The sequence below is a fragment of the Telluria sp. LT1R51-2 genome, assembly GCF_059685775.1.
On sequence record NZ_JCASIM010000001.1, the window covers coordinates 2765209 to 2790043 of the forward strand.

21 protein-coding genes and 3 tRNA genes are annotated in these 24835 nt (G+C 62.3%); 8 read left to right on the plus strand and 16 right to left on the minus strand.

The features are described 5' to 3' along the window. Positions 1-12: 12 nt before the first annotated feature. The 4 genes from AC56LH_RS12145 to AC56LH_RS12160 are packed head-to-tail and all read right to left on the minus strand — an operon-like array spanning position 13 to position 4841. Positions 13-708, minus strand: coding sequence for a tRNA-uridine aminocarboxypropyltransferase (locus AC56LH_RS12145; protein ID WP_499648461.1), 696 nt, complete (start codon positions 706-708; stop codon positions 13-15). Beyond that, complete coding sequence (locus AC56LH_RS12150) at positions 690-2069, minus strand: efflux transporter outer membrane subunit (protein ID WP_499646347.1); 1380 nt, start codon at positions 2067-2069, stop codon at positions 690-692. Before AC56LH_RS12150 ends, AC56LH_RS12145 begins: the two co-directional genes overlap by 19 nt. Then, the gene (locus tag AC56LH_RS12155; RefSeq protein WP_499646349.1) at positions 2066-3157 is read right to left on the minus strand and encodes an HlyD family secretion protein; all 1092 of its coding nucleotides are present in this window, start codon (positions 3155-3157) and stop codon (positions 2066-2068) included. The genes AC56LH_RS12150 and AC56LH_RS12155 overlap by 4 nt, the downstream gene beginning before the upstream one ends. A gap of 1 nt (position 3158) precedes the next feature. After that, positions 3159-4841: an MFS transporter gene (locus tag AC56LH_RS12160; RefSeq protein ID WP_499646351.1), complete on the minus strand. Its 1683-nt coding sequence runs from the start codon at positions 4839-4841 to the stop codon at positions 3159-3161. A gap of 198 nt (positions 4842-5039) precedes the next feature. On the opposite strand from AC56LH_RS12160, the gene AC56LH_RS12165 reads away from it, so the two are divergent. Continuing rightward, positions 5040-6311: a dienelactone hydrolase family protein gene (locus AC56LH_RS12165; protein WP_499646353.1), complete on the plus strand. Its 1272-nt coding sequence runs from the start codon at positions 5040-5042 to the stop codon at positions 6309-6311. 137 nt (positions 6312-6448) lie between these two features. Further along, positions 6449-7648 carry an esterase/lipase family protein gene (locus AC56LH_RS12170; RefSeq protein ID WP_499646355.1) on the plus strand — a complete coding sequence of 400 codons (1200 nt, stop codon included), beginning with the start codon at positions 6449-6451 and terminating at the stop codon, positions 7646-7648. 1 nt (position 7649) lies between these two features. Here AC56LH_RS12170 and AC56LH_RS12175 read toward each other — a convergent pair whose 3' ends face one another. Then, positions 7650-8210: a DUF2325 domain-containing protein gene (locus tag AC56LH_RS12175; RefSeq protein WP_499646357.1), complete on the minus strand. Its 561-nt coding sequence runs from the start codon at positions 8208-8210 to the stop codon at positions 7650-7652. 157 nt (positions 8211-8367) lie between these two features. Between AC56LH_RS12175 and AC56LH_RS12180 the strand changes: the two genes are divergently transcribed. Together AC56LH_RS12180 and AC56LH_RS12185 are read left to right on the plus strand one after the other, a co-directional pair. Then, on the plus strand, positions 8368-10626 hold the full coding sequence (locus AC56LH_RS12180) for an ATP-binding protein (RefSeq protein WP_499646359.1): 2259 nt from the start codon (positions 8368-8370) through the stop codon (positions 10624-10626). Next, on the plus strand, positions 10619-11074 hold the full coding sequence (locus tag AC56LH_RS12185) for a response regulator (protein ID WP_258835020.1): 456 nt from the start codon (positions 10619-10621) through the stop codon (positions 11072-11074). Before AC56LH_RS12180 ends, AC56LH_RS12185 begins: the two co-directional genes overlap by 8 nt. Here AC56LH_RS12185 and AC56LH_RS12190 read toward each other — a convergent pair. After that, positions 11056-12705 carry a response regulator gene (locus AC56LH_RS12190; protein ID WP_499646361.1) on the minus strand — a complete coding sequence of 550 codons (1650 nt, stop codon included), beginning with the start codon at positions 12703-12705 and terminating at the stop codon, positions 11056-11058. The two genes, AC56LH_RS12185 and AC56LH_RS12190, sit on opposite strands and share 19 nt — an antisense overlap. A gap of 165 nt (positions 12706-12870) precedes the next feature. Here AC56LH_RS12190 and AC56LH_RS12195 point away from each other — a divergent pair, with 165 nt between their 5' ends. Further along, positions 12871-13185 carry a hypothetical protein gene (locus AC56LH_RS12195; RefSeq protein ID WP_499646363.1) on the plus strand — a complete coding sequence of 105 codons (315 nt, stop codon included), beginning with the start codon at positions 12871-12873 and terminating at the stop codon, positions 13183-13185. Between the two features lie 58 nt (positions 13186-13243). On the opposite strand, the gene AC56LH_RS12200 is transcribed toward AC56LH_RS12195, so the two are convergent. Next, positions 13244-13319 (minus strand) — tRNA-Asn (locus AC56LH_RS12200). Between the two features lie 133 nt (positions 13320-13452). Here AC56LH_RS12200 and purT point away from each other — a divergent pair. After that, positions 13453-14664 (plus strand): formate-dependent phosphoribosylglycinamide formyltransferase, encoded by a 1212-nt coding sequence (purT, locus tag AC56LH_RS12205; RefSeq protein WP_499646365.1) that lies wholly within the window; start codon positions 13453-13455, stop codon positions 14662-14664. Between the two features lie 56 nt (positions 14665-14720). On the opposite strand, the gene AC56LH_RS12210 is transcribed toward purT, so the two are convergent. The 4 genes from AC56LH_RS12210 to AC56LH_RS12225 all read right to left on the minus strand — a co-directional run bounded on the left by AC56LH_RS12210 (position 14721) and on the right by AC56LH_RS12225 (position 17089). After that, a tRNA-Asn gene (locus tag AC56LH_RS12210) sits at positions 14721-14796 on the minus strand. Positions 14797-14852: 56 nt separating this feature from the next. Further along, positions 14853-15611, minus strand: coding sequence for an alpha/beta fold hydrolase (locus tag AC56LH_RS12215; protein ID WP_499646367.1), 759 nt, complete (start codon positions 15609-15611; stop codon positions 14853-14855). A 76-nt stretch (positions 15612-15687) separates the two neighbouring features. Continuing rightward, positions 15688-15763: transfer RNA gene (locus tag AC56LH_RS12220), tRNA-Asn, on the minus strand. Between the two features lie 114 nt (positions 15764-15877). Further along, entirely contained in the window at positions 15878-17089 is a 1212-nt protein-coding gene (locus AC56LH_RS12225; protein ID WP_499646369.1) for an amino acid aminotransferase, read from the minus strand. Positions 17090-17208: 119 nt separating this feature from the next. On the opposite strand from AC56LH_RS12225, the gene uvrB reads away from it, so the two are divergent. Further along, positions 17209-19296: an excinuclease ABC subunit UvrB gene (uvrB, locus tag AC56LH_RS12230; RefSeq protein ID WP_499646371.1), complete on the plus strand. Its 2088-nt coding sequence runs from the start codon at positions 17209-17211 to the stop codon at positions 19294-19296. 30 nt (positions 19297-19326) lie between these two features. Here the strand turns inward: uvrB and AC56LH_RS12235 are convergent, their stop codons facing one another. From AC56LH_RS12235 to AC56LH_RS12250, 4 genes are all read right to left on the minus strand, one after another. Further along, positions 19327-19842: a hypothetical protein gene (locus AC56LH_RS12235; RefSeq protein WP_499646373.1), complete on the minus strand. Its 516-nt coding sequence runs from the start codon at positions 19840-19842 to the stop codon at positions 19327-19329. Next, on the minus strand, positions 19835-20746 hold the full coding sequence (locus AC56LH_RS12240; protein ID WP_499646375.1) for a DUF4747 family protein: 912 nt from the start codon (positions 20744-20746) through the stop codon (positions 19835-19837). Before AC56LH_RS12240 ends, AC56LH_RS12235 begins: the two co-directional genes overlap by 8 nt. A gap of 264 nt (positions 20747-21010) precedes the next feature. Beyond that, positions 21011-23032: a hybrid sensor histidine kinase/response regulator gene (locus AC56LH_RS12245; RefSeq protein ID WP_499646377.1), complete on the minus strand. Its 2022-nt coding sequence runs from the start codon at positions 23030-23032 to the stop codon at positions 21011-21013. A gap of 98 nt (positions 23033-23130) precedes the next feature. After that, on the minus strand, positions 23131-23727 hold the full coding sequence (locus AC56LH_RS12250; protein WP_332530948.1) for a MarC family protein: 597 nt from the start codon (positions 23725-23727) through the stop codon (positions 23131-23133). 113 nt (positions 23728-23840) lie between these two features. Here AC56LH_RS12250 and AC56LH_RS12255 point away from each other — a divergent pair, with 113 nt between their 5' ends. Continuing rightward, a complete protein-coding gene (locus AC56LH_RS12255; RefSeq protein WP_499646379.1) occupies positions 23841-24170 on the plus strand; it encodes a TfoX/Sxy family protein in 330 nt (109 codons plus the stop codon). Positions 24171-24272: 102 nt separating this feature from the next. Here the strand turns inward: AC56LH_RS12255 and AC56LH_RS12260 are convergent, their stop codons facing one another. Next, entirely contained in the window at positions 24273-24812 is a 540-nt protein-coding gene (locus AC56LH_RS12260; RefSeq protein WP_183555411.1) for a phosphoribosyltransferase, read from the minus strand. Positions 24813-24835 lie beyond the last annotated feature (23 nt).

A 24835-nucleotide genomic window follows, 5' to 3' on the forward strand; every position in this document is an offset into this window, starting at 1 on the left:
GAGTGTTTCGTTCTAACGACCCACTAAACGGTTCACGTCCTGTTCATCAGATTGACTTATGTTGCCTGCGAGTGATCCGGCAGCGCAAGCGTGTGTATAGGCTGCTTGTTGTGCGACAAACCCGTCGAAGGCGTCGAGCAGCGGACCGAAGTGTCCAGGCGCGCCATCCAGCTGCCCCAGCGCCTGCGCCGCCGCTTCCAGGCTCGATAACTGATGCGGCGCGTGCGCTTTACGAATGCGGTAGTTCGACGGCGCTACGTCGGTCAACGCCAGCCGCGGCAGCCGTTGCAGCGCCGGGTTCAAGTACAGCATCTTGCGGCTCTTGCGCCAGGTGGCGTCGAGCAGCACCAGCCGCAGGGCCTCGGCGGGCAGAACCGGCATTTGTGGCGGCATCGGCAAGCCCGCGTCGCCCGGCGTGGCCGGATACAGCAGCACGGGCGTGCGCCCATCCGCATGCAGCAGGCTGTCGAGCACCCCGGTATCGAAGGCTTCGCCGGTCGCCATCACGCTGCCGGTGACGCACAAATGCAGCAAGCGCGCGCTGTTCTTGGCATTGCCCACTTCGAGCGGATGCTGCAGGATCAGCAAGTGGGCCTGCGCCTGCACCGGCGTGATCCAGCGACAGATGCAGGCCGACTGCGCCCGCAAACACCTCACACAGACAGCACGTTTCAAGCCAGCCGCACCCGTCACCGCGCCGGCGTCCAGCCACCGCCCAGTGCACGGTACAGATCGACGTGCGCAGCCAGCAAACTCGTGCGCAGCTGCAGCGCCGCGAGATCGGCACTGAACGCCGTACGCTGCGCGTCGAGCTCTTCCAGGTACGACGCATAGCCATTCGTGTAGCGGTTGTGGGCAACGCGCAGCACTTCACCGGCCGCCGCGCGTCGTGCCTCGGCTTCCACCAGTTGCCGCTGCAGGCCATCGATCGACGCCAGCGCATTCTCGGTCTCGGCAAACGCGGTGCGCACCACGGTCTCATAGCCATAGATGGCGCGATCGCGCACCGTGCCGGCGATCTCCGCCTGCGCACGCAGGCGGCCCGCGTCGAACAAGGGCGCAAGAACGCTACCGCCGATGCTCCACAATTCCGTTGGCGAACGCAGCAATTGCGTGATGCCGCCCGCCCCTGCCCCGAGCGACGCCGTCAGCCGGATCGACGGCAGCAGCGCATCGCGCGCCACAGCCAGGCTGGCGTCGGCCGCCGCGATGGCCTGCTCGGCCTGGGCGATGTCGGGCCGGCGCCGCAGCAGTTCGGATGGCAAGCCGGCCCCCGGGGTCGGCTCGCGCAGCGACAGCAGATCGGTACCGCGCGCAATCGCCCCTGGACTCGCACCCAGCAGCAGATTGAGCGCCTGCTCCTGCTGCGCCACCTGCCGCTCCAGTTGCGGCACGGTGCCGGCCGTCGCGTGCAATTCGGCTTCGGCCTGCGACATTTCCAGGCGCGAGCTGTAGCCCACCTCGAACTGGTGCCGCGCCAGGTTGTACGAGCGCTCGCGCGAGGCCAGCGTGGCCTTGGCCAGCGCCAGCTGGGCGTCCAGACCCAGCAGGTTCAGGTAGCCCGATGCCGTATTGGCCGCCACCGCCAGCGCCGCTGCTTCCAGCGCTGCCTCTTGCGATAGCGCCTCGAACTGCGCTGCCTCGACGGTGTTGGCCACGCGGCCGAACAGGTCCAGCTCGTAGCTGGCCTGCACCGCGCCCACCAGCGACGTCGATTCAATCGGCGTGCCTTGCGGGCCGATGGCGCGCGCCCGCGTCGGCGCCAGCGACAGGTTCAGCGCCGGCAGACGCGCGCTGTCGGCCACGCGAATGCGCGCCTGGTATTCCTGCAGCCGCGCGCGGGCCACCTTGAGGTCGCCGTTGTTCGCCTGCGCCTGTTGCACGAGGGCGTCCAGCGCCGGATCGCCGAATGCGCGCCACCAGTCACGTTCGACGCTGGCATTCGCGCCGGGCAAGGTCATGCGCCATGCCACCGGCACCGTCACCGAGGACGGCGGCGCCGGCTGCGGCGCCATCGCGCAGGCAGCCAACAGGAGTGGCGCCGCCAGAACCACCAAGCGCCGCTTCACCGCTGCCCCGCGTTCGCCGTGGTGGCAGCGGCCGTATCTATTGTGGTCACCACCGACATCCCGGGCCGCAGGCGGTTGGCCAGCGGCTGGTTCGGGTCAATGCTGATACGCACAGGAATCCGCTGGGCGATCTTGACGTAGTTGCCGGTGGCGTTGTCCGGTGCGATCACCGAAAACTCCGAGCCGGTGGCCGGCGCGATGCGCTCGACGTGGCCGCGCAGCTTCGCGCCGCCCAAAGCATCGACACTAAAACTGACCGGCTGGCCGACTGCCACCCCCGCCATCTGCGTTTCCTTCAGGTTGGCGATGATCCACATCTGGTTCGGCACCAGCGCAGTCAGCTGCGCACCCGCATTCACGAAAGCCCCCTGGCGCACGGTCACCTGCCCCAGCTGGCCGTCGCGCGGCGCGGTGATGTTGGTATTGGCCAGGTCAATTTCGGCCAGCTTGACGGCTGCTTCGGCGCTGGCAACCGCGGCTTCGAGGGCGGCGCGGTTGACGCCGACCGACGCCAGGCTCTGGCGGGCGATCTCGACGGAGGCGCGCGCCTGGTCGCGGCTGGCCGCGGACTGGGCGCGGGTGGCGCGCGCGGCATCGAGTTCGCGTGCCGACAGCGAGCCGTCGGCCGCCAGCTCTTCCACGCGGCGCAGGTCAGCGCTGCTGCGCCGGGCCTGCGCTTCGTTCGATGCCAGCAGCGCCTGGTTCTGGGCGATGGTCGCGCGGGCGCTGGCGTTCGTCTGCGCGAAGTTGGCCAGCGCCGCCTTGCGGTTGGCCAGTTCGGCCCGTGCCTGCGCCAGGCGCTGGATCGGGATCCGGTCATCGATGCGCAGTAACAGCTCACCCTTCTTGACGGTCTGGAAATCCTGCACGCGCACCTCGGTCACGTAGCCGCTCAGCTGCGGACTGATGATCGTCACCTGGCCGCGCACCAGCGCGTTCTCGGTCGCCTGCAGAGCACTGCGAAACGGCGGCAGGTTCCAGGCGTACAGCACGATCAGGATGCCGGCAAGCGCGATGGCGGCAAAGGCCAGCGCACTGAGGATGATCTTGCGCTTCGGGCGCGCGGGGGTAGGAACAGGTTCTGACATATCAATCGGTGACGGTAATGGGTGCGGGAATGTTATTGACAGGGACTGCGGGTGCCGGCGCTGGTGCCGCTGCCGCTTCCGGCGGGTTGTAATGCATCCAGACGGCGTGCAGGAAGATCCAGGTCGCGCTCGTGGCGGCGATCAGGGCGATCATCAAAAACACGTCGTTGTAGGCCAGGATGTTGGCTTCGCGCGTGGCGCTGGCGGCCAGCGACGCCAGGCTCTGGCGCGTGCGCGCGGCCGGGTCGGCCAGCAATTGCCCGGCCGCTGCCGCGCCGGACTGGATGCGCCCGGCCACCAGCGGATCGAGCAGACTCAGGCCCTCGACGATCGTCGACGAGTGGAATTTCTCGCGCATGATCTGGAACGTGCCGACCAGCGCAGAGCCGATCAGGCCGCCCAGATTCTGGGTCAGGCCGAACAGCACCGAGAAACTGATCAGGGCGCCGGGGTTGCCGATCACCGTGACGATCATTGAAATCAGCGACGGCCCGATGAACAGCGTGCCGCCAAATGCCAGCAGGCTCTGACTCAGGTACATCTGCTCGGCGCGGGTCTGGTTATTGGCATGCGCATCCATCCAGGCGCCCAGCGCCATCAGCACCAGCGCAATGACCTGCGGCGCCATCAGGTGCTTCACATTGACCGTCAGGGCCGACACGACGATGCCGGCGACGGTAGCCGCCAGCACGCACAGGAACAGCGACTGCATCTGGTTATTGTCCAGGCCCACGGCGCGCAAGAAGCCGACCGCGCCCACGCTCTGCTCGGACAGCACGATGCGCACCAGCAGCAAGGACAGCGCGACGCGCAGGATGCTGCGGTTGGTCAGCCAGCGCAGGTTCAGCAGCGGATTGGCCCGGTTGTGCTCGACGCACATCGCGGCAGCAAGCAGGAAGATCGACACCGCCAGCGCCACGCCGATCCACGCCTGCTCGGTCCACCAGAAGATGCGCCCGAACGTGAGCACCATGCATAGCAGCGCCATCCCCGGCGCGAACAGCGCGAACGTCACAAAATCGGTCGGTCGGAACGCCTTGATGCGGTCACCCGGTGGCAACTTGAGCAGCAGCACGGCGCCCAGCGACACCAGCGCCAGGCCCAGCTCGAACATGTACAGGCCGCGCCATTCGGCAATGCGCAGCAGGTCGCCCGAGAAGATATAGGCCAGCGGCAGCGCCAGCTGAGCCGTGCCGAGCGAGATCGCGATGCCTTTCAGGCGCCACTCCTTCTTGAACCCCTGCAGCGTGTAATACAGACCCAGCGGACTGACGGCGGCGGCCAGCATGCCGTGGGCGGCGCGCACGGCGATGGCCGAGCCGAGATCGTTGACGAACAGATGGGCCAGCGTGACCAGTGCGTACAGCACCAGGAAGCACTCGGTGAACAGACGCAGGCCGAACTGTTGCCGGAATTTCACCAGCAGCAGGTTCATCGATGCATTGGCCATCACGTAGGCGGCCGGCAGCCAGGCCGTTTCGGTCTGGTACGCGCCCAGCACGCCCTGCAGATTGATCAGGTTGACGGCAACCAGCGCATTGCCCAGGCCGCCCGTGATCGTGACGAGGATGCCGACCGCCAGATAGGCCAATCGCAGCTTTGTGGTGTGCGCTGGCGTGGACGGAGAGCCGGGCAGCATCGGCTTTTCGTCGGGTGCCCATTCGCGTGGCGCGTACTTGCTCATCCTGCTGTTTCACCGTAGTTGTCAGGCTCGCTATCTTACGCCTTTGCTCAAATTCACGTCGGATGGCGCTTTCGCCACACCCGAAACATTTAATCTGAAAGTTAGTCAACCAGATATTGCCCTACGGATTTATTGGCTCTAGACTCAAATTGTTCCGTACGGAAATTGTTTCGTAAGGCAGCATTTCCAGAGTCAGCCATGTCGAACATCCACGCCATCCGCACCCTGATCTCCGCTTCGCTTGCCGCGCTGGCCATGCTGCCCGCATTTGCACATTCGCAGGAACTACCGGCATCACCGCCCGTCGCCAGCACGCTCGACTACCGGATGAACGAGCACGTCATCCGGGTGCCGGCCGGCCTGGACGATGTGCTGCTCGAGACCACCGTCTTCCAGCCCGATGGCGCCGGCCCGTTCCCCCTGATCGTCATCAATCACGGCAAGGACCCTGGCCGCCCGAACCTGCAGTCGCGCGACCGCTTCTATCATATGGCGTCCGTGTTCGTGAAGCGCGGTTACGCAGTGATGGTGCCGATGCGCCAGGGCTTTTCCAAGTCGGGCGGACGCTACCGCGATCGCGGCTGCGACATGACGGCCAACGGCTACACGCAGGCCGAAGACATCCGCGCCACCCTCGCCTATGCACGCCAGCAACCGTGGATCGACGGCACGCGCATGATCGTGGCCGGGCAGTCGTACGGCGGGCTGGCGGCCATCGCACTGGGGACCGAGGCGCTACCGGGCGTGCGCGGCCTGATCAATTTTGCAGGCGGCTTGCGCGACGACAGCAACCGCTGCGCGTGGCGCTCGCAACTGGTGGCGGCCTTCGCCGACTACGGCGCCAAGGCAAAAGTCCCGAGCCTGTGGATGTACGGCCAGAACGATTCACTGTTCGGCCCGGAGCTGGCCAGCCGCATGCACGCCGCCTATGCGGCGGCCGGCGGCCGTGGCCGCCTGGTCGAATTTCCCGCCTTCAAGCGCGACGCGCACGGCATGCTGGCCAGCCGCGACGGCGAAAAAGTCTGGCTGCAAGATACTGAACAGTTCCTGCGCGAGATCGGCATGCCGACCGCCGTCGTGGTCGACGTCGCTGCCCCGCCCTCCCCGGCGCGCACCGATTATGCGCAGGTCGACGATATCGCCGCCGTACCGTTCCTGTCCGAGAACGGCCGCCGCGCCTACCGCGACTACCTGACCAAGATGACGCCGCGCGCGTTTGCCGTGTCGGCCAGCGGCGGCTGGACCTGGGCCGAGGAAGGCGAAGATCCGGACGGACGCGCACTGGCGACCTGCTCGGCCAAGAGCAGGGAGCCATGCCGGCTGTACTCGGTCGACGACTATGTGGTCTGGCATGACGAGCGCATCGACCGGGCCGAAAAAGCGGCCGCCACGGCAGCGCTGATGCCGGCGCCGAACCTGATGGCCGACTCCGACCCGACGACATCGGTGGGCAGTACGACCGCGCGCTGATCGCGCAGGCTTGTCAAGCGGCCTGCGCAGTTCTTCCTGCATGAGTTCGCTTTACTGTGCGTCCGGTCGATCCAGCGCAAACCGCAGCTTGGTGATGCATCAGACAATGCGGCTGTCGCATTGTCCGGAGCATACCAATGGTTCGTCTCGTCCACGCCTGCGCTGCCGCGCTCCTCGTCGTCGTCTTCGGGCTGCTGGCCGCGCCCGTCGCCCATGGCGCGAACAACGATCCCGTCGTGCTGGTGCACGGCTTTCTGGGCTTTGGCCCCGACGAGTTCCAGAAGAGCGGCTTCAACTACTGGGGCGGCTATGGCGACATCGCGGCGCACATGCAGGTCTACCGCGGCCCGCACACGGTGGTTGCCGCCGCCGTCAGCCCGATCGCGTCGAACTGGGACCGCGCCGCCGAGCTGTATGCGCAGATCAAGGGCGGCTGCGTCGACTATGGCAAGGCGCACGTTGCCGCACAAGGCGTGCCGGGCCAGGTGCAAAAGCCGCCTGGCAAATGCTGGGCCGCCGACCCACGCGACAATCCGCACGCCTATCCGCCGGCGCTCTATCCGCAGTGGGGCCGTGACCACCCGATCCACATGATCGGCCACAGCCAGGGCGGCACGACCATCCGTGCACTGATCCAGCTACTGGAACACGGCGCAACGACGGACGAAGGCGATGGCGCGCTGTTCAAGGGCGGCAAGACGGGCTGGATCCGCAGCGCGACGACGATCTCGGCGCCACACGATGGCACCACGCTCAGTGACGCGGTCTTGACTATCCTGCCCAATGTTCCGATCGTGCTGCGCGACATCTTGCGCAACCGGGCTGCCAGCTGGGAACTCGCGCCAGACGGCGCCCGCGAATTCAACCGGTGGGCGCTGACCTCCACCAACGTCTACTATTTTTCAGTGGGCACGGTGGCCACCGCCAGCGGCAGCTGGTGCTGCAACGGCACCGACCGCGCGATCGCACCGATCCAGACAACGGCGTTCCAGTACGCGCGCGCCGACATGATGCCCTACTTCAAATCGTTCGCCGGCGAGTGGATCGTGCCCTCGGCCGCCCAGCGCGGCATGGGCAGCTACACCGTCAATGTGCCAAACCGGGTGCGCATCGACAGCGACTGGTTCCCAAGCGATGGCGTCGTCAACACGGTCAGCATGCGCGCACCTAGCGGGCATACGGTACGCGACTACAACGGCACGGCGCTGCGCGGAACGTGGAACTTTCTGGGCAACTACCCGGGATACGACCACTTCGATATCCTGAACTGGCCCAATCAAGGGCCATCGGCTGATCCGCTGTACGACCGGATCAGCGACATCCTCTTTGCGCTGTAGCTCAGGATGACAACACCTCATGGGGCCGATGGATGCGCACGATCTGCAAGCCGTCTGGCTGGTCCACCAGCATGCACAGCTTGCCGGTGCGCTTGCAATGGTCCTGCACGCGCCAGTAGTCGCCGTGGCTCATGCACCCGGTCTGGCAAATCACCAGGTCGGCTGCCTGCAGGCTCGCTTCCAGGTCCGCCGCGACGCCAGCTGGCGTATGCCCCGGATGGCCCGCGCTGCCCGTCTGCCCGGCCAGCTCACGGCGCTGCAGCGTGCGCATCAGCTCACGCACGCGCGTCTGCAACGCGGCCACCTGGCGGCCCAAGGCCACGCGTCGGCCCAGTCCCGGCAGCGCCGCATCGAGGGCTGCGCGGTCTTCGCGTTCCCAGCCCAGTGCCGTTGCAGCGCGGATCGTCGCACCCCGCGCGCGGATCAGCTGCGCTTCGATGGCGGCGATGCGCACGGCCTGCGACTGCAGCAGCACACTGCAGCGCGCCTGCGCGTCGGCATGTGCCCGTAGCAACGTCACGTGTTCGCCAGCCAGGCCATCGGCTTCCCGGTATGCGGCCATCTGCACCTCCTGTTCCTGAACCAACACCCATCTTAGATGAGAACGATTCTCATTTCAAGGGCACGTCGAAGGGGGACAAATCGACACATCGTGACGTGAGAACAAATTTTCACGATACAATATGGCCCTGCTCACCTGTGCGTTACCCCGACGGCCCATGACCCAGGCATCTCCCGACCAACTCGACATTTCCAGCTGCGCCAGCGAGCCCATCCGCACGCCTGGCGGTATCCAGCCGCACGGCTTCATGCTGACGCTATCGCCTGCACTCGACGTGTTGCAGGCCAGTGCCAATCTGCTGCCAATGGCTGGTATTGCGGCAGAAGCCGCGATCGGCCTGCCACTGGCAGCCGTCATCGGCAAGGCCTGTGGCGAGCGCATGGCGCGCGAACTGGCCACCGATATGCTTGGCCAGCGCCCCATGTATCTGGGCACCGTCACGCTTGGCAACGACCGCCATTTCGATGTGATGGGCCACGTCTGGGACGGCCTTGTGATCGCCGAGTTCGAAGCGGTCGAGCGTGCCGAGCCCGCCGATTTTCGGCACCTGTATCCGCTCATTACCGACTTTCTCGCCAAGGTCGGCGAGCACGCATCGATCCCTGCGCTGACCGAGCTCGCGGCCCACCATATACGGTCCGTCACTGGCTACGGCCGCGTGATGGTGTACCGGTTCGATCCAGATGGCCATGGCCGCGTGGTGGCCGAAGCCAAAGCGCCCGACTACGACTCGTACCTGAACCAGTCTTTTCCGGCCAGCGACATTCCATCCCAGGCACGCGAGCTGTACCTGAGCTCGCCGATCCGCGTCATCCAGGATGCCGACTACGATGCCTCACCGCTGGTACCTGAGTTCAATCCAGCCACGGGCACCCGTAACGATCTGACGTATGCGGCGCTGCGCAGCGTCTCGCCCGTGCACCTGCAATACATGCGCAACATGGGCACGCTGGCCTCGATGTCGGTCTCGCTGATCGTGCGTGGCAAGCTGTGGGGCCTGATTGCATGCCACAACGCCGTCCCGCGCGCGGTATCGGTCGAAAAACGCACGGCCTGCGAACAACTCGGTCAGATCCTCGCCTTGTGCGTCGAGAGCCGCGAAGACAGCGCAGAGCTGCAGTTCCGTCTGGACGTGCGCCGCATCATGGTCGAAATCCTTGGGCGCCTGACCAAGAGCGCCGACTTCATCGACAATCTGCGCGGTGTGTCTGGTGAGCTGCTGCGTTTTGCCCGCGCTGGCGGCGTGGCCATCGTGGCGGACGAACGCATCTTCACGTACGGCGATACGCCGGACGACGCCGCCATTCGCGATCTGTCGACCTGGCTTGCCGTGCATGGCCACACCGAGGTCTTCCACACCAGCGAGCTGGGAGCCGTGTATCCGCCGGCCAGGACCTTCATTCACAATGCCAGCGGCTTGCTGGCGCTGCCGATCTCGCGCATTCACCAGCACTATCTGCTGTGGTTCCGCCCCGAAATGATCCAGACCGTGGAATGGGCCGGCAATCCGTACGAGAAGGAAGCGGCCCCCGGTGCGCCGAGCCGGTTATCGCCGCGCCAGAGCTTTGCCACCTGGCGCGAAACCATCCACGGCCACAGCCTGCCATGGCATGCCGCCGAAATCGAGATGACCACCGAGTTCCGTACCGCACTGCTGGGCATTGCGCTCGAGCGCGCCGAGCAGATGGCCGAACTGGCCGAAGAACTGGGCCGCGCCAACAAGGAACTCGAAGCGTTTTCGTATTCGGTCTCGCACGACCTGCGCGCGCCGCTGCGCCACATCGCGGGCTTTTCCGACCTGCTGCTTGAATCGGCCGGCAGCGAAGACGTGGCCCTGCGCCAGCGCTTTTTGAAAAACATCAAGGAGTCGGCGCGCCTGGCCGGCAAGCTGGTCGACGATCTGCTGTCGTTCTCGCAGATGGGCCGCGCCGCGCTGCGCCCGACCAGCATTGACATGACCGACCTGGTGTCGGGCTGCATCGACAAACTGGGCATCGAGATCGGCCAGCGCCGCGTCGACTGGCACATCGACCGCATGCCCGTCGTGCAGGGCGACCCAAGCTTCCTGCACCTGGCGATGTTCAACCTGCTGTCCAACGCCGTCAAATTCACGAACGGGCGCGACCCGGCCGTGATCCGGATCTGGGCCGAGGATGCCGGCGACGATTACGCATTCCACGTGACCGACAATGGCGCCGGCTTCAACCGCGAGTACGTACACAAACTGTTCGGCGTGTTCCAGCGCCTGCACCGGATGGAAGATTTCCAGGGCACCGGCATCGGCCTGGCCAATGTGCGCCGCATCATCGAACGCCACAACGGCCGCGTCTGGGCCGACTCGATCCTGGGCGAAGGTGCAACGTTCTCCTTCACCCTCCCCAAACAAGCCATCACAGAACAAGGCACCCATGCTTAAGCCCATCCTCCTGGTAGAAGACAATCCCCACGACCTGGAGCTCACCCTCATCGCCCTGTCGAAGAGCCAGCTGGCCAACGAAGTCGTGGTCGCGCGCGACGGCGCCGAGGCGCTCGACTATCTGCACCGGCGCGGCGAATTCGACGGCCGCCAGCTCGGTAATCCAGCCGTGATCCTGCTCGACCTGAAATTGCCGAAGGTCGATGGCCTGGAAGTGCTCAAGGAAATCCGCACCACCGCCGAACTGCGGTCGGTGCCGGTGGTGATGCTGACGTCGTCCAAGGAAGAACAGGACGTGATCCGCAGCTACGAGCTGGGTGTGAATGCGTATGTGGTCAAGCCGGTCGATTTCAATGAATTCGTGCGCGCCATTGCCGACCTGGGAATCTTCTGGGCGGTGCTCAACGAGCCGCCGCCAGGCTCGCACCGTTACATCAAGCCGAAGTGACTGGCCGTTTGCGGCTTGCCTGAGGCGCGCCGCGAACGACGCAGCAAATGACGGATGCGCGCACTGAGCGCATCCGGATGGTAGGGTTTTTGCAGCAGGTGGACCGACGCGTCCAGCTTGCCTTCGTGCGTCAGCACGCCTTCGGCATAGCCCGACGTGTACAGCACTTCGCACTCCGGCAGGTGGCGCCGCACGATCTCGCCCAATTGCAGACTCGACAGCGGCCCCGGCATGATCACATCGGTAAACACCAGGTCGATATGCCGGCCCTCTTCCACCAGCGCCGCAGCGCTGGCCGCATCGCGCGCCTCCAGCACGTCGTAGCCCAGCGCCGACAGGATGCCGCAGGTCGATGAACGCACGTCGTCTTCGTCTTCGACCACAAGAATCGTTTCCAGGCCGCCCGTCAGCGACGGGTGCACGGCTGCCTCGGCTTGCTCAGCCGGGACCGCGCTGCTGCGTGGCAGATAGATGCGCACGCTGCTGCCCTTGCCCGGCTCGCTGCGCAGCACGATTTCACCGCCCGACTGCTTGACGAAACCATACGCCATCGACAGCCCCAGGCCCGTGCCCTGGCCCGTCGGTTTGGTGGTGAAAAACGGCTCGAACGCCCGGCGCAGTACGTCCGGCGGCATGCCCTTGCCCGTATCGGCGATCTCGAGCATCACGTAATCGTTGTGCGGCACGTCGGGCGGCAAATTGTCGTCGGCGGCAGCATTGACGGCGCGGATGGTCAGCGTGCCGCCATCGGGCATCGCGTCGCGCGCATTGATGACCAGATTCAGCAGCACGTTGTTGAGCTGGTTGGGATCGACCATGGTGCTGCCCAGTTCAGGCGCGACCTCGGTCTCGACACGGGTACCGGCGCCAAGGACGCGGCGCGCCATGTCGTCGAGCTCACGCACCAGGTGGGTCGGGTCGATGACGACCGACTGCAGCGGCTGGCGCCGTGCAAAGGCCAGCAGATGCGCAGCCAGCTTGGCGCCGCGCTCGACACCCGACAGCGCCATCTCGACGCGCGTGCGCGCCGCGTCGTTCAGGTTGCCGACCATTTTCAGCAATTGCAGATTGCCGCCGATGATTTGCAGGACGTTGTTGAAATCGTGGGCCACGCCGCCGGTGAGCTGGCCGATCGCTTCCATCTTTTGCGCCTGGTGCAGCGCCAGCTGGCTTGCCGCCAGTTGCTCCTGGCTCAGGCGCAGCGATGCAAACGCTTCATCACGTTCACGCCGCGCAACGCAGGCACCGCTGTGATACCGCACACGCGCCACGAGCTCACGGGGATCGGGCCACTTGACCATATAGTCGTTTGCGCCGATGGCAAAGGCTTTGGCCTTGGTGTCGGGGTCGTCTTCGGAAGAAAGCAGGATGACCGGCACGTCATGCGTGTCCGGATGCGCGCGCAGCATGGCAATCACATCAAAGCCATCCAGACCGCCAGGCATGCGCAAATCGACGATCACCACCGTCGCAGCGACATCGCGCGCGACCTCGACGGCGCGGGCCGGGCTGGACTCGTAACGGAGCTGGTGACCGACACAGCTCTTGAGGCCATGGGCGATGATGTCCTGAGCAAACGACTCGTCGTCGATCAACAGCACGGAACAAACGGTGGAGTTGTCTTCGATCATTGCAAACTGCGTCGCTTTCAGGGCTGGAGGGGTAACGTGCTGCGCGAGAATTCAGGGTTAATTCTACACTAATACCATTTAACAAGGGTTCGTCCCGCTCGGTATCATTCCGGCAAACTCGGGTCAAGACTTGTGCGGTAAAAAATCGCCCTGCATATGGCGCGCATGCCACATCACCACGCCACGACCACGCCTGATGACCCCTGCCCGCTGTGCGGACGGCCGCTGGGAACCGAGCACGTCGACCGCCATCACCTGATCCCGAAGACGTTCAAGGGGCGCGACCAGTACCCGATCCACAAGATCTGCCACCGCAAGATCCATTCGGCGTTCACCGAGCGCGAATTGCTGCAGACCTATCACACGTGGGAAGCGCTGCGCGGGCACGCCGATATCGCGGCGTTCATCCTGTGGGTGGCGAAGAAGCCGGCGGGGTTTTATACGCGCACGTACACCGCGAACAAGAAGAAGGGGCGCTGACGAACCGGCACCGGAAATGCAAAAAGGGCCGCATTTGCATGCGGCCCTTCTCTTGTTCTGGCTCCCCGACCTGGACTCGAACCAGGGACCTGCGGATTAACAGTCCGTCGCTCTACCAACTGAGCTATCAGGGAATTGAGGCAATATTATAGCCGGGCATTTGCGGTTTGACCAGCGCAGTGTGTGAATCGGCTGGCCGGCCGCTGGCAAGGGGCGCTTTTGATATAGTCGCAGCTTCCCACCACCCTCCCTGATCCCCGAACGACCATGACCATCTCACGCACCCTCGGCACCCCACTCTCTCCTTCCGCAACCCGCGTCATGCTGCTCGGCTCGGGCGAACTGGGCAAGGAAGTGATCATCTCGCTGCAGCGCCTGGGTGTCGAGGTGATCGCGGTCGACCGCTATCCAAATGCACCGGGTCACCAGGTCGCGCACCGGGCGCACGTGATCGACATGACCGACGGCGCAGCGCTCGAAGCGCTGATCGCGCAGGAGCGCCCTCACCTCGTAGTGCCGGAAATCGAAGCGATCGCCACGGACAAGCTGGCCGAACTGGAAGCGGCGGGCGTCATCACCTGCATCCCGACCGCACGCGCGGCGCAACTGACGATGAACCGCGAAGGCATCCGCCGCCTGGCCGCCGAAGAACTTGGCCTGGCCACGTCGCCGTACCAGTTCGCCAGCAGTCTGGCCGAGTTGCAGGATGCCTGCGCTGCCGTGGGCTTTCCGTGCGTGGTCAAGCCGGTGATGTCGTCGTCGGGCAAGGGCCAGTCGAAGCTCGATGGCGCGGATGATGTAGCCGCGGCCTGGGCCTACGCTGCCAGCGGCGGGCGTGTCGACGCCGGACGCGTGATTGCCGAAGGCTTCATCGACTTCGATTACGAAATCACGCTGCTGACGGTGCGCTCGCTGGGCGCGGATGGCCAGGTCGTAACGAGCTTCTGCGATCCGATCGGGCACAAGCAGGTCCAGGGCGACTACGTCGAATCGTGGCAGCCGCATCCGATGCAGCCGCTGGCACTGGAGCGCTCGCGCGAGATCGCCGCCAAAGTCACGGGCAATCTGGGCGGACTGGGCGTGTTCGGCGTCGAACTGTTCGTCAAGGGCGACATGGTGTGGTTCTCGGAAGTGAGCCCGCGTCCGCACGACACGGGTATGGTGACGATGGCCAGCCAGGTGCAAAGCGAGTTCGAACTGCATGCGAAGGCGATTCTCGGCTTGCCCGTGAACGTGGCCCTGCGCGCACCGGGTGCATCGGCGGTGATCTACGGTCAGCTCGATGAAACGGGGATTGCATTCGAGGGCGTGGCCGAGGCGCTGCAAGTGCCTGGCGCGGATGTGCGCCTGTTCGGCAAGCCGGAGTCGTTTGCACGGCGGCGCATGGGCGTGGCGTTGGCCACGGCAGACGATATCGCCACGGCGCGTGAACGTGCGCTGGCGGCAGCGGCGAAGGTCAAGCCGGTATCGGGCAAGTAGGAATCTACGGGCCCGAATACAAAAAGGGCCGCATTTGCATGCGGCCCTTCGTATTCTGGCTCCCCGACCTGGACTCGAACCAGGGACCTGCGGATTAACAGTCCGTCGCTCTACCAACTGAGCTATCAGGGAATTGAGGCCGCATTATACCTGCTGGTGTCGATTTCGCAAATTTTTCAAAAGAAAATCTAACGCCCGATCCGCGCCAGCAGGCGTTTGAGCGTATCGATCACCAGTTCCGGCTCGGACAATTGCGGAAAATGCGCGCTGCGCTCGGCCACGACGCGCTCGCCCAATGGCGACAAGGCTGCCAGCGCCAGCTGCGAACGCTCGCGTTCACGCACCAGCGCCGCCGGCACCAGCCATCTCGGCAGGCGCTTCGTGCCCGACAGCACCGTCACCGGCACGGGTGGGAATGCCGGCGCCTCGAGAATATCCCTGACGGTTTCGCGCTCGTTGCGGAGTTCGTCGAACGCATCGCGCGGCGACACGCGGTCCAGCAGCTTGACGAAGCCACGCTGCAGCGCCGACTGGTGTTGCTTCAGGTTGTCGACGTCCTGCGGTGCCGTCGCTTCGATGAACAGCACACCCGCCACCTCATCGGCGAACTCGCGCGCGAACAGGTTGGCGTGCAGGCCGCCAAACGAATGCGCCACCAGCACGAATGGCGGCGGTACCTTGGCGAACTGCAGCAACAGGCGCAGCTGCGCGACGACGGTCTCGCCATACTGCGCTTCAGTCGGCTTCGGACTGCCGCCCGTACCCGGCCGGTCGTAGCTGAACACGGTACCCAGCGCCTCGATCTCGGGATACAGCTTGAACCAGCCATCGAGCGGGCCGCCGGCGCCACCGATCAACACGATCGACGGACTGCCCTGCCCAGCTCTGGCGAAGCGGAACATCTGCCCTTCGATCAGGGTGGCGTGGCTTTTGAGTGGTTGCTTCACGCGAACTCTCCAAAAAGACGACATAACGCCGCATAACGAAAAAGGCCGCATCCTTCGATGCGGCCTTCTTGTATTCTGGCTCCCCGACCTGGACTCGAACCAGGGACCTGCGGATTAACAGTCCGTCGCTCTACCAACTGAGCTATCAGGGAATTGAAGCTGGCATTATATGGTTCATGAAACGTTTCTGTCAAATCAGAACAGGCGTTTCGTTCTCCATCTACTGCTGCTCTCTTGCGCTTGCAGCGATCAAGAGAGCCAGGATTTTAGAGAACTTTGGCGATGGCGTCAACGACGCGATCGATGTTCGTCGAATTGAGCGCAGCCACACAGATGCGGCCCGTGTCCACTGCGTAGATCGATTCGTCGCGCAGCTTGCCCACTTGCTCCTTGGTCAAGCCCGAGTACGAGAACATGCCAACCTGCTCGCGCACGAATTCGAAGTCGTGGCCCGGGGCCTTGGCCTTGAGCTTTTCGACCATCGCGCCGCGCATCTCGCGGATGCGCACGCGCATGCCGGCCAGCTCTTCTTCCCACAGCTTGCGCAGCTCGGGGGTTGCCAGCACGGTGGCGACGACCTTGCCGCCATGGGTTGGCGGGTTCGAGTAGTTGGTGCGCACGACGCGCTTGAGTTGCGACAGCACGCGCGTGGCTTCTTCGCTCGTGGTGGCCACGATCGACAGCGCGCCCACGCGCTCGCCGTACAGCGAGAACGATTTGGAGAACGAGTTCGACACCAGCATTGCCATGCCGGTGGCTGCGAAGCGACGCACGACGGCGCCGTCTTCATCGATACCATTGGCAAAGCCCTGGTACGCCATGTCGAGGAATGGCACCAGATTGCCGGCCTGGACGGCAGCAATCACCTGATCCCACTGGTCTTGCGTCAGGTCGGCGCCGGTCGGGTTGTGGCAGCACGCGTGCAGGACGACGATGGAACCTGCAGGCATCGACGTCAAAGCGGCCAGCATGCCGTCGAAGTTCACGCCGCGGGTGGCCGCGTCGTAATAGGCGTAGTTGTGGACCGTGAAACCGGCGCTCTCGAACAGCGCGCGGTGGTTTTCCCAGCTCGGATCGCTGATATACACATCAGACGCTGGCAGGAAGCGCTTGAGGAAGTCGGCGCCGATCTTGAGTGCGCCGGTGCCGCCAATGGCTTGCACGGTCAGCGCGCGCTTCTCTTGAATTACCGGGCTGTCGGCACCAAATACCAGCTCTTGCACCGCTTTGTCGTACGCTGCCAGGCCTTCGATCGGCAGGTAGGTTCGCGGCGTCGGCTGCTCCATCAGTTTCGCTTCCGCTTTCTGCACGCACTCGAGCAGCGGCACTTTGCCCTTGTCGTCATAATAGACACCCACGCCGAGGTTGATTTTCGCGGTGTTCGTGTCGGCGTTGAAGGCTTCGGTGATGCCCAGGATCGGGTCGCGTGGGGCCATTTCAATGGCACTGAACAAGCTGGCGGAGGCAGTGGAAGTCATCTGATAAACTCGGTTTTGTTGGCTGGATTGACAGCGGCGGGGTTTGCAATTGTATAGACAGCGGCCCTTGAACCTGCAGGGCCGCGAGCGGATTCTCATTCTAACAAAGGTCTGTAAGCATGGCTGAATTATCCATCGCAACTTCTCCCGAACCGACCGTCATCACGTTCCCGGATTCGCCGTTCAAACTGCACCAGCCGTTCGAGCCGGCGGGCGACCAGCCCACCGCGATCAAGGGTCTGATGGAAGGCATCGACGACGGCCTGATGTACCAGACGCTGCTGGGCGTGACGGGCTCCGGCAAGACCTACACGATGGCCAATGTGATCGCGCAGGCCGGCCGGCCCGCGATCATTTTTGCGCCGAATAAAACGCTGGCGGCCCAGTTGTATTCGGAGTTCCGCGAATTCTTCCCGCAAAACGCGGTCGAGTATTTCGTCTCGTACTACGATTACTACCAGCCCGAAGCCTACGTGCCGCAGCGCGACTTGTTCATCGAAAAGGACTCGTCGATCAACGAGCACATCGAGCAGATGCGCCTGTCGTGCACCAAGTCGCTGATGGAGCGGCGCGACGTCGTCATCGTGGCCACCGTCTCGGCGATCTACGGTATCGGTAATCCGAACGAATACCACAAGATGATTCTGACGCTGCGCCACAAGGACAAAGTGGCCCAGCGCGACATCATCGCGCGCCTGATCCAGATGCAGTACACGCGCAACGAGATGGATTTCTCGCGCGGCTCGTTCCGCGTGCGCGGCGACACGATCGACATCTTCCCGGCCGAGCACGCCGAGCTGGCGATTCGCGTCGAGATGTTCGACGACGAGATCGAATCGCTGCAATTGTTCGATCCACTGACGGGCCGTGTGCGCCAGAAGATCCCGCGCTTTACCGTGTATCCGGGTTCGCACTACGTCACGCCCCGCTCGACCGTGCTGCGCGCGGTCGAGTCGATCAAGGCCGAGCTGCGCGACCGCCTCGAAGAATTCCGTCAGCAGAACAAGCTGATCGAAGAACAGCGCCTCGAGCAGCGCACCCGCTTCGACCTCGAGATGATGGCCGAGATCGGTTTCACCAAGGGCATCGAGAACTATTCGCGCCACCTGTCCGGCGCGATGCCGGGCGAGCCGCCGCCGACGCTGATCGACTACCTGCCGAAAGACGCGCTGATGTTCATGGACGAGTCGCACGTGATGATCGGCCAGCTCAATGCGATGTACAACGGCGACCGTTCGCGCAAGGAAAACCTGGTCGAGTACGGCTTCCGCCTGCCATCGGCTCTGGATAACCGGCCGCTGAAATTCGTCGAGTTCGAAGGCAAGATGCGCCAGACGATTTTCGTCTCGGCCACGCCGGCCGAGTACGAACAGGGCCGCGCCGACAACGTCGTCGAGCAAGTGGTACGTCCGACCGGCCTGGTCGATCCGATGATCATCGTGCGCCCTGCCCTGTCGCAGGTCGACGACCTGATGGGCGAGATCAATGACCGCATCGCCAAGGACGAGCGCGTGCTGGTGACGACGCTGACCAAGCGCATGTCCGAGCAGCTCACCGAATACTTGGGCGACCACGGCATCAAGGTGCGCTACCTGCACAGCGATATCGACACGGTCGAGCGCGTGGAAATCCTGCGCGACCTGCGCCTGGGCACGTTCGATGTGCTGGTCGGCATCAACCTGCTGCGCGAGGGTCTCGATTTGCCGGAAGTGTCGCTGGTGGCGGTGCTCGACGCCGACAAGGAGGGTTTCCTGCGCTCCGAGCGTTCGCTGATCCAGACGATCGGCCGCGCGGCGCGTAACCTGAACGGCGTGGCGATCCTGTATGCGGACCGCGTTACCGATTCGATGCGGCGCGCCATTGACGAGACCGAACGCCGGCGTGCCAAGCAGGTTGCGTTCAACCTCGAACACGGCATCATCCCGAAAGGCGTGCACAAGAAGATCAAGGAAATGATCGACGGCGTGTACAACCCGAACACGGAGCGCGAGGTGCTGCAAGACGCCAAGGAAACGGCGAAGATCGAGTCGATGAGCGAGAAGCAGATCAGCAAAGAGATCAAGCGCCTCGAGAAACTGATGGTCGATCACGCCAAGAACCTGGAGTTCGAGAAAGCCGCGCAGGTACGCGACCAGTTGCATGTGCTCAAGCAGCAGGCGTTCGGCGCGCCGGGCGCCGACAACGTCGTCTCGATGCTGGGCAAATAAATTAAAGAAGGCTAAAGTCTTTAGCCTTCTTTATTTTCTGTTTTTCGCGATTATTTCTCTATACTCTGCAGCAATAATATATCCAGAAATTTGTGATATCAAAGCACAAATAACGATTGCAAAGCATGAGGCTGCCAAACAAATAGAAATGGATTCAAGTATCCATTTTTCATAATTAGAAAATTTAGCTACCAAAGCCATTGCAAGAGCCTGAACGATTCGATCAGCTATAAACACAACCGTAACTAATGCGATATTTGAAATTATTTCTTTCTTTAACCTTGTGAGGCTTTCTTGACATATGAAATATTTATTTCGATCAGGAAAATCATTGCGGAGGTCAGTTAAATCTTTGGCTGTGTTATCAACGTAAGTAAACATCGCGAATGACAAAGCGCCCATTATCGCGAGCAAATAGGGGAGTACTTCATTCAGCTTCACCAAGGCCTTACTCGCGGCATCACCTAATAAATAAATAGCTGAGCAAGTTAGAGTGCAAGCCCCTAAAATTAATAGTACAATTTTGAAAAATTGCTTTTTACTCATAGTTTTTTCTAATTGCCCTAAATATCTCACTTACTACTGTTGCATCTCGGTCTCTGCTCTCAACATAATTCGGGTCTTCATTTCCGGCTATTCCCCCATCCGGAATCGAGTCAACCACTTCAACTTTATCAATATTATCAGTGCTTGAGTGCGTCTTTTTTCCTCCATGATCGCCCTCAGTGGTCACCGACCACGTTCCCTCGCCCTCTTGGATGTACTCGATGTAATCGTTTATAGGATTCTGTGGAATCGACAGCTCGCCCTGTTCGTTTATTAAGTTAATTTTTATCTGGTCTTGGCCAAATAGTTCTTTTAGTGCCTTCAAAGCATCTCGTGCAGACAAATTCGTCTCCAAGATATTTGGAGAAATAAGTTTTACCTCTAGCTTATATATTTTTTGATGAGATTCGACTATATTCCAGAAATGCTCTTTTCTTACGCAACCCTCGACAAAAATCGAGTGGTTGTAGTCGCGTAAAATTGGCTGCCTAAGCCCTCCTTGCAATGCTCGAATAGTCTGATACGAGGTTCCGAATCTCCAATCTGTTTCAACGACTATGAATTGTCTTTGCAGATCGAAAATTGCTAATACTGGTTGCCAGTCGTCCTCCCGCGTTTCTACTATGTCTCCTGGGACTTTTCTGCCAACGTGAGCTTGTCGTAATTTGGCCAATTTTCCCATCCAAAATCGACCTTCTGGAAAAACTGAGTTTTCAGTCGGCTCGACAGCCGAGAATCCTACAAAACTATACGAGACTCCGTTGACCGAAAACTCCCGCTCCTGATTTATTGCACCAATTACTGCCTCGCCTTTTGGAGAAGGGAGGGGTAATGAATCGAGTACACCCTGACTTTCTTCTACCAATGAATACCGAAGAAATAAAAATTCTCGTATTCTCTCCATAGCTGACACCCTGTAAGATCAATTTCCAGAAGGAAAATATGCTATCACAAGGAAATACTATCTAGATGATTAGTTTTGGGCAATCGTCTAAAAGTAGGAGATAATATGCATCGCGCATACACAGCAAGTCAAACTTACTCGTTACACGCTTGGCGAAAATTCGAATTATTAGTCGCTACCGCAGTTGGACATATCTCATATGCAGAACAAAGTTGCACCGAGCGCGCATGAAAATCAGTAAGATACTGCTTTCATCAAAGCGGCTTAGCGTTCTATGCTGGCCAGCAACGTCAACAACCGGTCCAGGTCGGCCGGTTTGACCATGTGATGGTCGAAGCCGGCGTCGTGCGCACGCTGCTGGTCTTCGGCTTGGCCGTAGCCAGTCAGCGCCACCAGCACGGCCCCCGCCGTCGCAGGCTCGGCGCGCAGGCGGCGCGCCAGTTCGTGACCATCCATATCGGGCAAGCCGATATCGAGCAGCGCCACGGTGGGCGGTTCGCGCAATGCCGTCGCCAGCGCGCTCGCGCCATCGAACTCGACCCGGACGTCATACCCATTCATTTCCAGCAGCGTGGCCAGCATCTCGGCGGCGTCCACATTGTCATCCACCACCAGCACGCGCAGGCCCGACGCTTCCGTCGCGGGCGCATCTGGCTCTGAAGCTACTACGGGCGCGACCGGTTCCAGCAGCGGCAGATACACGACGAATTCGCTGCCCTCATCCAGCCCGTCGCTGAGCGCATCGACCCGACCACCATGCAGCAGCACCAGGCTCTTGACCAGTGCCAGGCCCAGGCCCAGTCCGCCTTGCGAGCGGTCCGGCGTGCGCTCCGCCTGCGTGAACAGGTCGAAGATATACGGCAGCATCGGCGGCTCGATACCCTGGCCATTGTCACGCACGGCAATGCGCACGTCGCCGCCATCCATTCGCACGCTCAGCACGATGCGGCCTCTGGCAGGTGTGTATTTGGCAGCGTTGTTCAGGATATTTGACAGCACCTGGATCAGGCGCGTGCGGTCGCCCAGCACGTACAAACCCGGTTCGATCTCGACGAACAATTCATGGTGGCAGCTGTCGATCATCGGCCGCACCTGCTCGACCGCTTCCTGTACGAGCGGGTCGACGGCCACAGTTTCCTGCAGGATCGTGACCTGGCCGCGCGTGACGCGCGAGACGTCCAGCAAATCGTTCACGAGCGCCGTCATGTGCTCAGCCTGGCGCGCGATGATCGCGCTGGCGCGCGCAATGCCGGGCGCGTCCATCTGGCCGCGCTGCAGCAGTTGCGCGGCGGTGGTGATGGGTGCCAACGGATTGCGCAATTCGTGCGCGAGCATCGCCAGGAAGTCATCCTTCTGGCGGTTGGCTTCGCGCAGCTCGTCCTCGATGCGCTTGCGCACGGTGACATCGCTGCCTTCCAGGAAAATACCCGTCACCCTGCCCTGCTGGTCACGGATCGGCTGGTAGACAAAATCGAGAAAGCATTCCTCGAGCGGGCCGTGCGGCTCGCGCTGCACGCGCAGCGGCACGGCATGGCCGACGAACGGCTGGCCGCTGGCATACACCTGGTCGAGCAGCTCGAAGTAACCCTGCCCCTGCACCTCGGGCAAGGCATCGCGTACCGATTTACCGATCAGATCGCGATGCCCGACCAGTGCCAGGTAAGAACGGTTGGTCAGTTCGAATACGTGGTCGGGGCCGCGCAACACGGCGATGATGCCGGGCGCTTCTTCGAACAGGTTCACCAGGCGCGTGTTTTCCTCTTCGCGATAACGCTGCGCCAGCACTTCGTTGGTGATTTCGACGCAGGCGCAGAACATGCCGGCGACGATGCCGTCATCGCCTCGCACGGGCGAATACGAAAAGCGGAACCAGGTCTCTTCGTCGTATCCATGGCGGCGCATGGTCAGCGGGAAGCGCTCGAGATAAATCGACTCGCCGTTCATCGTGCGATCGACGAGGGGCGCGATCTCGTCCCAGATGTCGGGCCACACATCGCGAAAACGCAGACCGAGGGACGCCGGGTGCTTGGCGCCCAGGATCACGCTGTAGGCATCGTTGTACAGGAAGCCAAGCTCGTCGCCCCAGGCGACGAACATCGGGAACTTGGAGTCGAGCATCAGTCCAACGGTCGTGCGCAAGGCCTGCGGCCAGTCACGTGGATGACCGAGTGGCGAGGTAGTCCAGTCGTGTTCGCGCATCAGCGCACGCACCGTGCCGTCGCCGAGGAATAATGACAGTCCTTGCCGCGCGCCAGTCGGCGCTCCCACTACCTGATTCATACCCATGATGCTTCGTGTTGATCCGCGCACATCGCGCAAGCGAAGTGTGCCAGATTTGCCGCTCCGCTCACGCACGCCAGCGTAAAACGAGCGTGACGCGAGCGTTACAGCGTGCGCACAAACTCGCGGATACCGCCCAGCAGCATCTCGACCGCCATTGCCGTCAGGATCAGGCCCATCAGGCGCTCGAAGGCCGTCATGACTTGCGGGCCAAGCTTTTGCTGCAGCTTTTCGGCACTGAGGAACACGGCCAGCCAGACGATGCCGACCGCCGCCAGTGCGGCCACGTGCACCATCGTCTCAGTAAAGCTGGTAGCCGACAGCAGCAGGACGGTGGCCAGCGCCGATGGCCCGGCCAGCGCAGGGATCGCCAGCGGCACGATGAACGGCTCGCCGCCCTCGCTCTTGCCCAGCACGCCATCCGGATGCGGGAAGATCATGCGGATCGCAATCATCAACAGGATCACGGCGCCGCCGATGCGCAGCGCGATCGGGCTCAGGTGCAACGCTTCCAGGAAGTGCTTGCCAAAGAACATGAACACCAGCAGCAGCACGAAGGCGATGGCGCACTCGCGGATCACGATGCGGTTGCGGCGCTCGAGCGGGGTGTCTTTCAGGGCGGCGGCGAACAGCGGGACGTTACCGAACGGGTCGGTCACGAGGATCAGCAGAATGAATGTGGAGAAAAAGCTTTGGGTCATGGCTTATTATTCTTAGGATACGCGACTACAGTAAAGGCGTAATCTTACCAGAGTGCATCAACGTGCCGGACGATCTGGCACGAAGGCCGATCACCTCCCCATCGAAAGCAGACATGGGATCACAACAAAGCACGGTCGACTTCATCCTCGACCAGATGAGCGCTGCCGGAGCGGTGAGCGCCAAGAAGATGTTCGGCGAATACGGCATCTATCTCGACGAAAAGATGGTCGCACTGGTGTGCGACGATGTCCTCTTCGTCAAGCCAACGAAGGGTGGTCTGGCGCATATCGGGACGCCTGTCGAGGCGCCACCCTATCCGGGTGCGAAACCGTGTTACCAGATTGACGGCGACCTGTGCGAAGACCGGGACTGGCTGAGCCAGCTGGTGCGGATTACCGAGCAGGAATTGCCGCTGCCCAAGAAGAAAAAGAAAGCGCTGTAACCGTTACCTATTGGTGAGCTCGGTTGCTACAGTGAAGCGCGAATAAAAAAGCGGGGAAAGGCATCTGCCCTTCCCCGCTCGTCGCCCGCTTGAGCGGGTGAATTACTTCTCGAACTTCTTCAGCCAGGCCGACAGCTGGTGCGGGCGCAGGCCGTCGTATTCTTCGAACGGCTGGTGAATCCATGGGTTGTGCGGCAAGTCGTCCAGGAAATAATCCGGACGAATCGACGACGTACCCTTGACCCAGATGACCGCCGATTTGACTTCGGTGACCTGTGGGTAGTTCTCGGTCAGGTGCTGGCTGACTTTACGCAGCGTCACGCCCGAGTCGGCCAGATCGTCGACCAGCAGCACGCGGCCGGCCAGCGGACCCTTGGTCATCGTCATGTACTTCGAGATGTCCAGGTCACCTTGCTTGGTGCCCGCTTCTTCGCGGTACGAGCTGGTCGACAGGATCGCCAGCGGCACATCGAAAATGCGCGAGAACACGTCGCCCGGACGCACACCGCCGCGCGCCAGGCACAGCACCTGGTCGAACTTCCAGCCCGACTCATACACTTGCAGCGCCAGGCGCTCGATCAGGCGGTGGTATTCGTCCCACGAGACCCACAGGTCTTTTTCCGTCGATACAGGGGAATTCATCTTTTTTGACTCCAGATTTTGTC

What these genes read in the sequence shown, in the direction of transcription:
- AC56LH_RS12155 (WP_499646349.1), bottom strand. Translation starts at nt 3,157, where the DNA reads ATGTCAGAACCTGTTCCTACCCCCGCGCGCCCGAAGCGCAAGATCATC.
- AC56LH_RS12160 (WP_499646351.1), bottom strand. Translation starts at nt 4,841, where the DNA reads ATGAGCAAGTACGCGCCACGCGAATGGGCACCCGACGAAAAGCCGATG.
- AC56LH_RS12165 (WP_499646353.1), top strand. Translation starts at nt 5,040, where the DNA reads ATGTCGAACATCCACGCCATCCGCACCCTGATCTCCGCTTCGCTTGCC.
- AC56LH_RS12170 (WP_499646355.1), top strand. Translation starts at nt 6,449, where the DNA reads ATGGTTCGTCTCGTCCACGCCTGCGCTGCCGCGCTCCTCGTCGTCGTC.
- AC56LH_RS12175 (WP_499646357.1), bottom strand. Translation starts at nt 8,210, where the DNA reads ATGGCCGCATACCGGGAAGCCGATGGCCTGGCTGGCGAACACGTGACG.
- AC56LH_RS12180 (WP_499646359.1), top strand. Translation starts at nt 8,368, where the DNA reads ATGACCCAGGCATCTCCCGACCAACTCGACATTTCCAGCTGCGCCAGC.
- AC56LH_RS12185 (WP_258835020.1), top strand. Translation starts at nt 10,619, where the DNA reads ATGCTTAAGCCCATCCTCCTGGTAGAAGACAATCCCCACGACCTGGAG.
- AC56LH_RS12190 (WP_499646361.1), bottom strand. Translation starts at nt 12,705, where the DNA reads ATGATCGAAGACAACTCCACCGTTTGTTCCGTGCTGTTGATCGACGAC.
- AC56LH_RS12195 (WP_499646363.1), top strand. Translation starts at nt 12,871, where the DNA reads ATGCCACATCACCACGCCACGACCACGCCTGATGACCCCTGCCCGCTG.
- purT (WP_499646365.1), top strand. Translation starts at nt 13,453, where the DNA reads ATGACCATCTCACGCACCCTCGGCACCCCACTCTCTCCTTCCGCAACC.
- AC56LH_RS12225 (WP_499646369.1), bottom strand. Translation starts at nt 17,089, where the DNA reads ATGACTTCCACTGCCTCCGCCAGCTTGTTCAGTGCCATTGAAATGGCC.
- uvrB (WP_499646371.1), top strand. Translation starts at nt 17,209, where the DNA reads ATGGCTGAATTATCCATCGCAACTTCTCCCGAACCGACCGTCATCACG.
- AC56LH_RS12235 (WP_499646373.1), bottom strand. Translation starts at nt 19,842, where the DNA reads ATGAGTAAAAAGCAATTTTTCAAAATTGTACTATTAATTTTAGGGGCT.
- AC56LH_RS12240 (WP_499646375.1), bottom strand. Translation starts at nt 20,746, where the DNA reads ATGGAGAGAATACGAGAATTTTTATTTCTTCGGTATTCATTGGTAGAA.
- AC56LH_RS12245 (WP_499646377.1), bottom strand. Translation starts at nt 23,032, where the DNA reads ATGGGTATGAATCAGGTAGTGGGAGCGCCGACTGGCGCGCGGCAAGGA.
- AC56LH_RS12250 (WP_332530948.1), bottom strand. Translation starts at nt 23,727, where the DNA reads ATGACCCAAAGCTTTTTCTCCACATTCATTCTGCTGATCCTCGTGACC.
- AC56LH_RS12255 (WP_499646379.1), top strand. Translation starts at nt 23,841, where the DNA reads ATGGGATCACAACAAAGCACGGTCGACTTCATCCTCGACCAGATGAGC.
- AC56LH_RS12260 (WP_183555411.1), bottom strand. Translation starts at nt 24,812, where the DNA reads ATGAATTCCCCTGTATCGACGGAAAAAGACCTGTGGGTCTCGTGGGAC.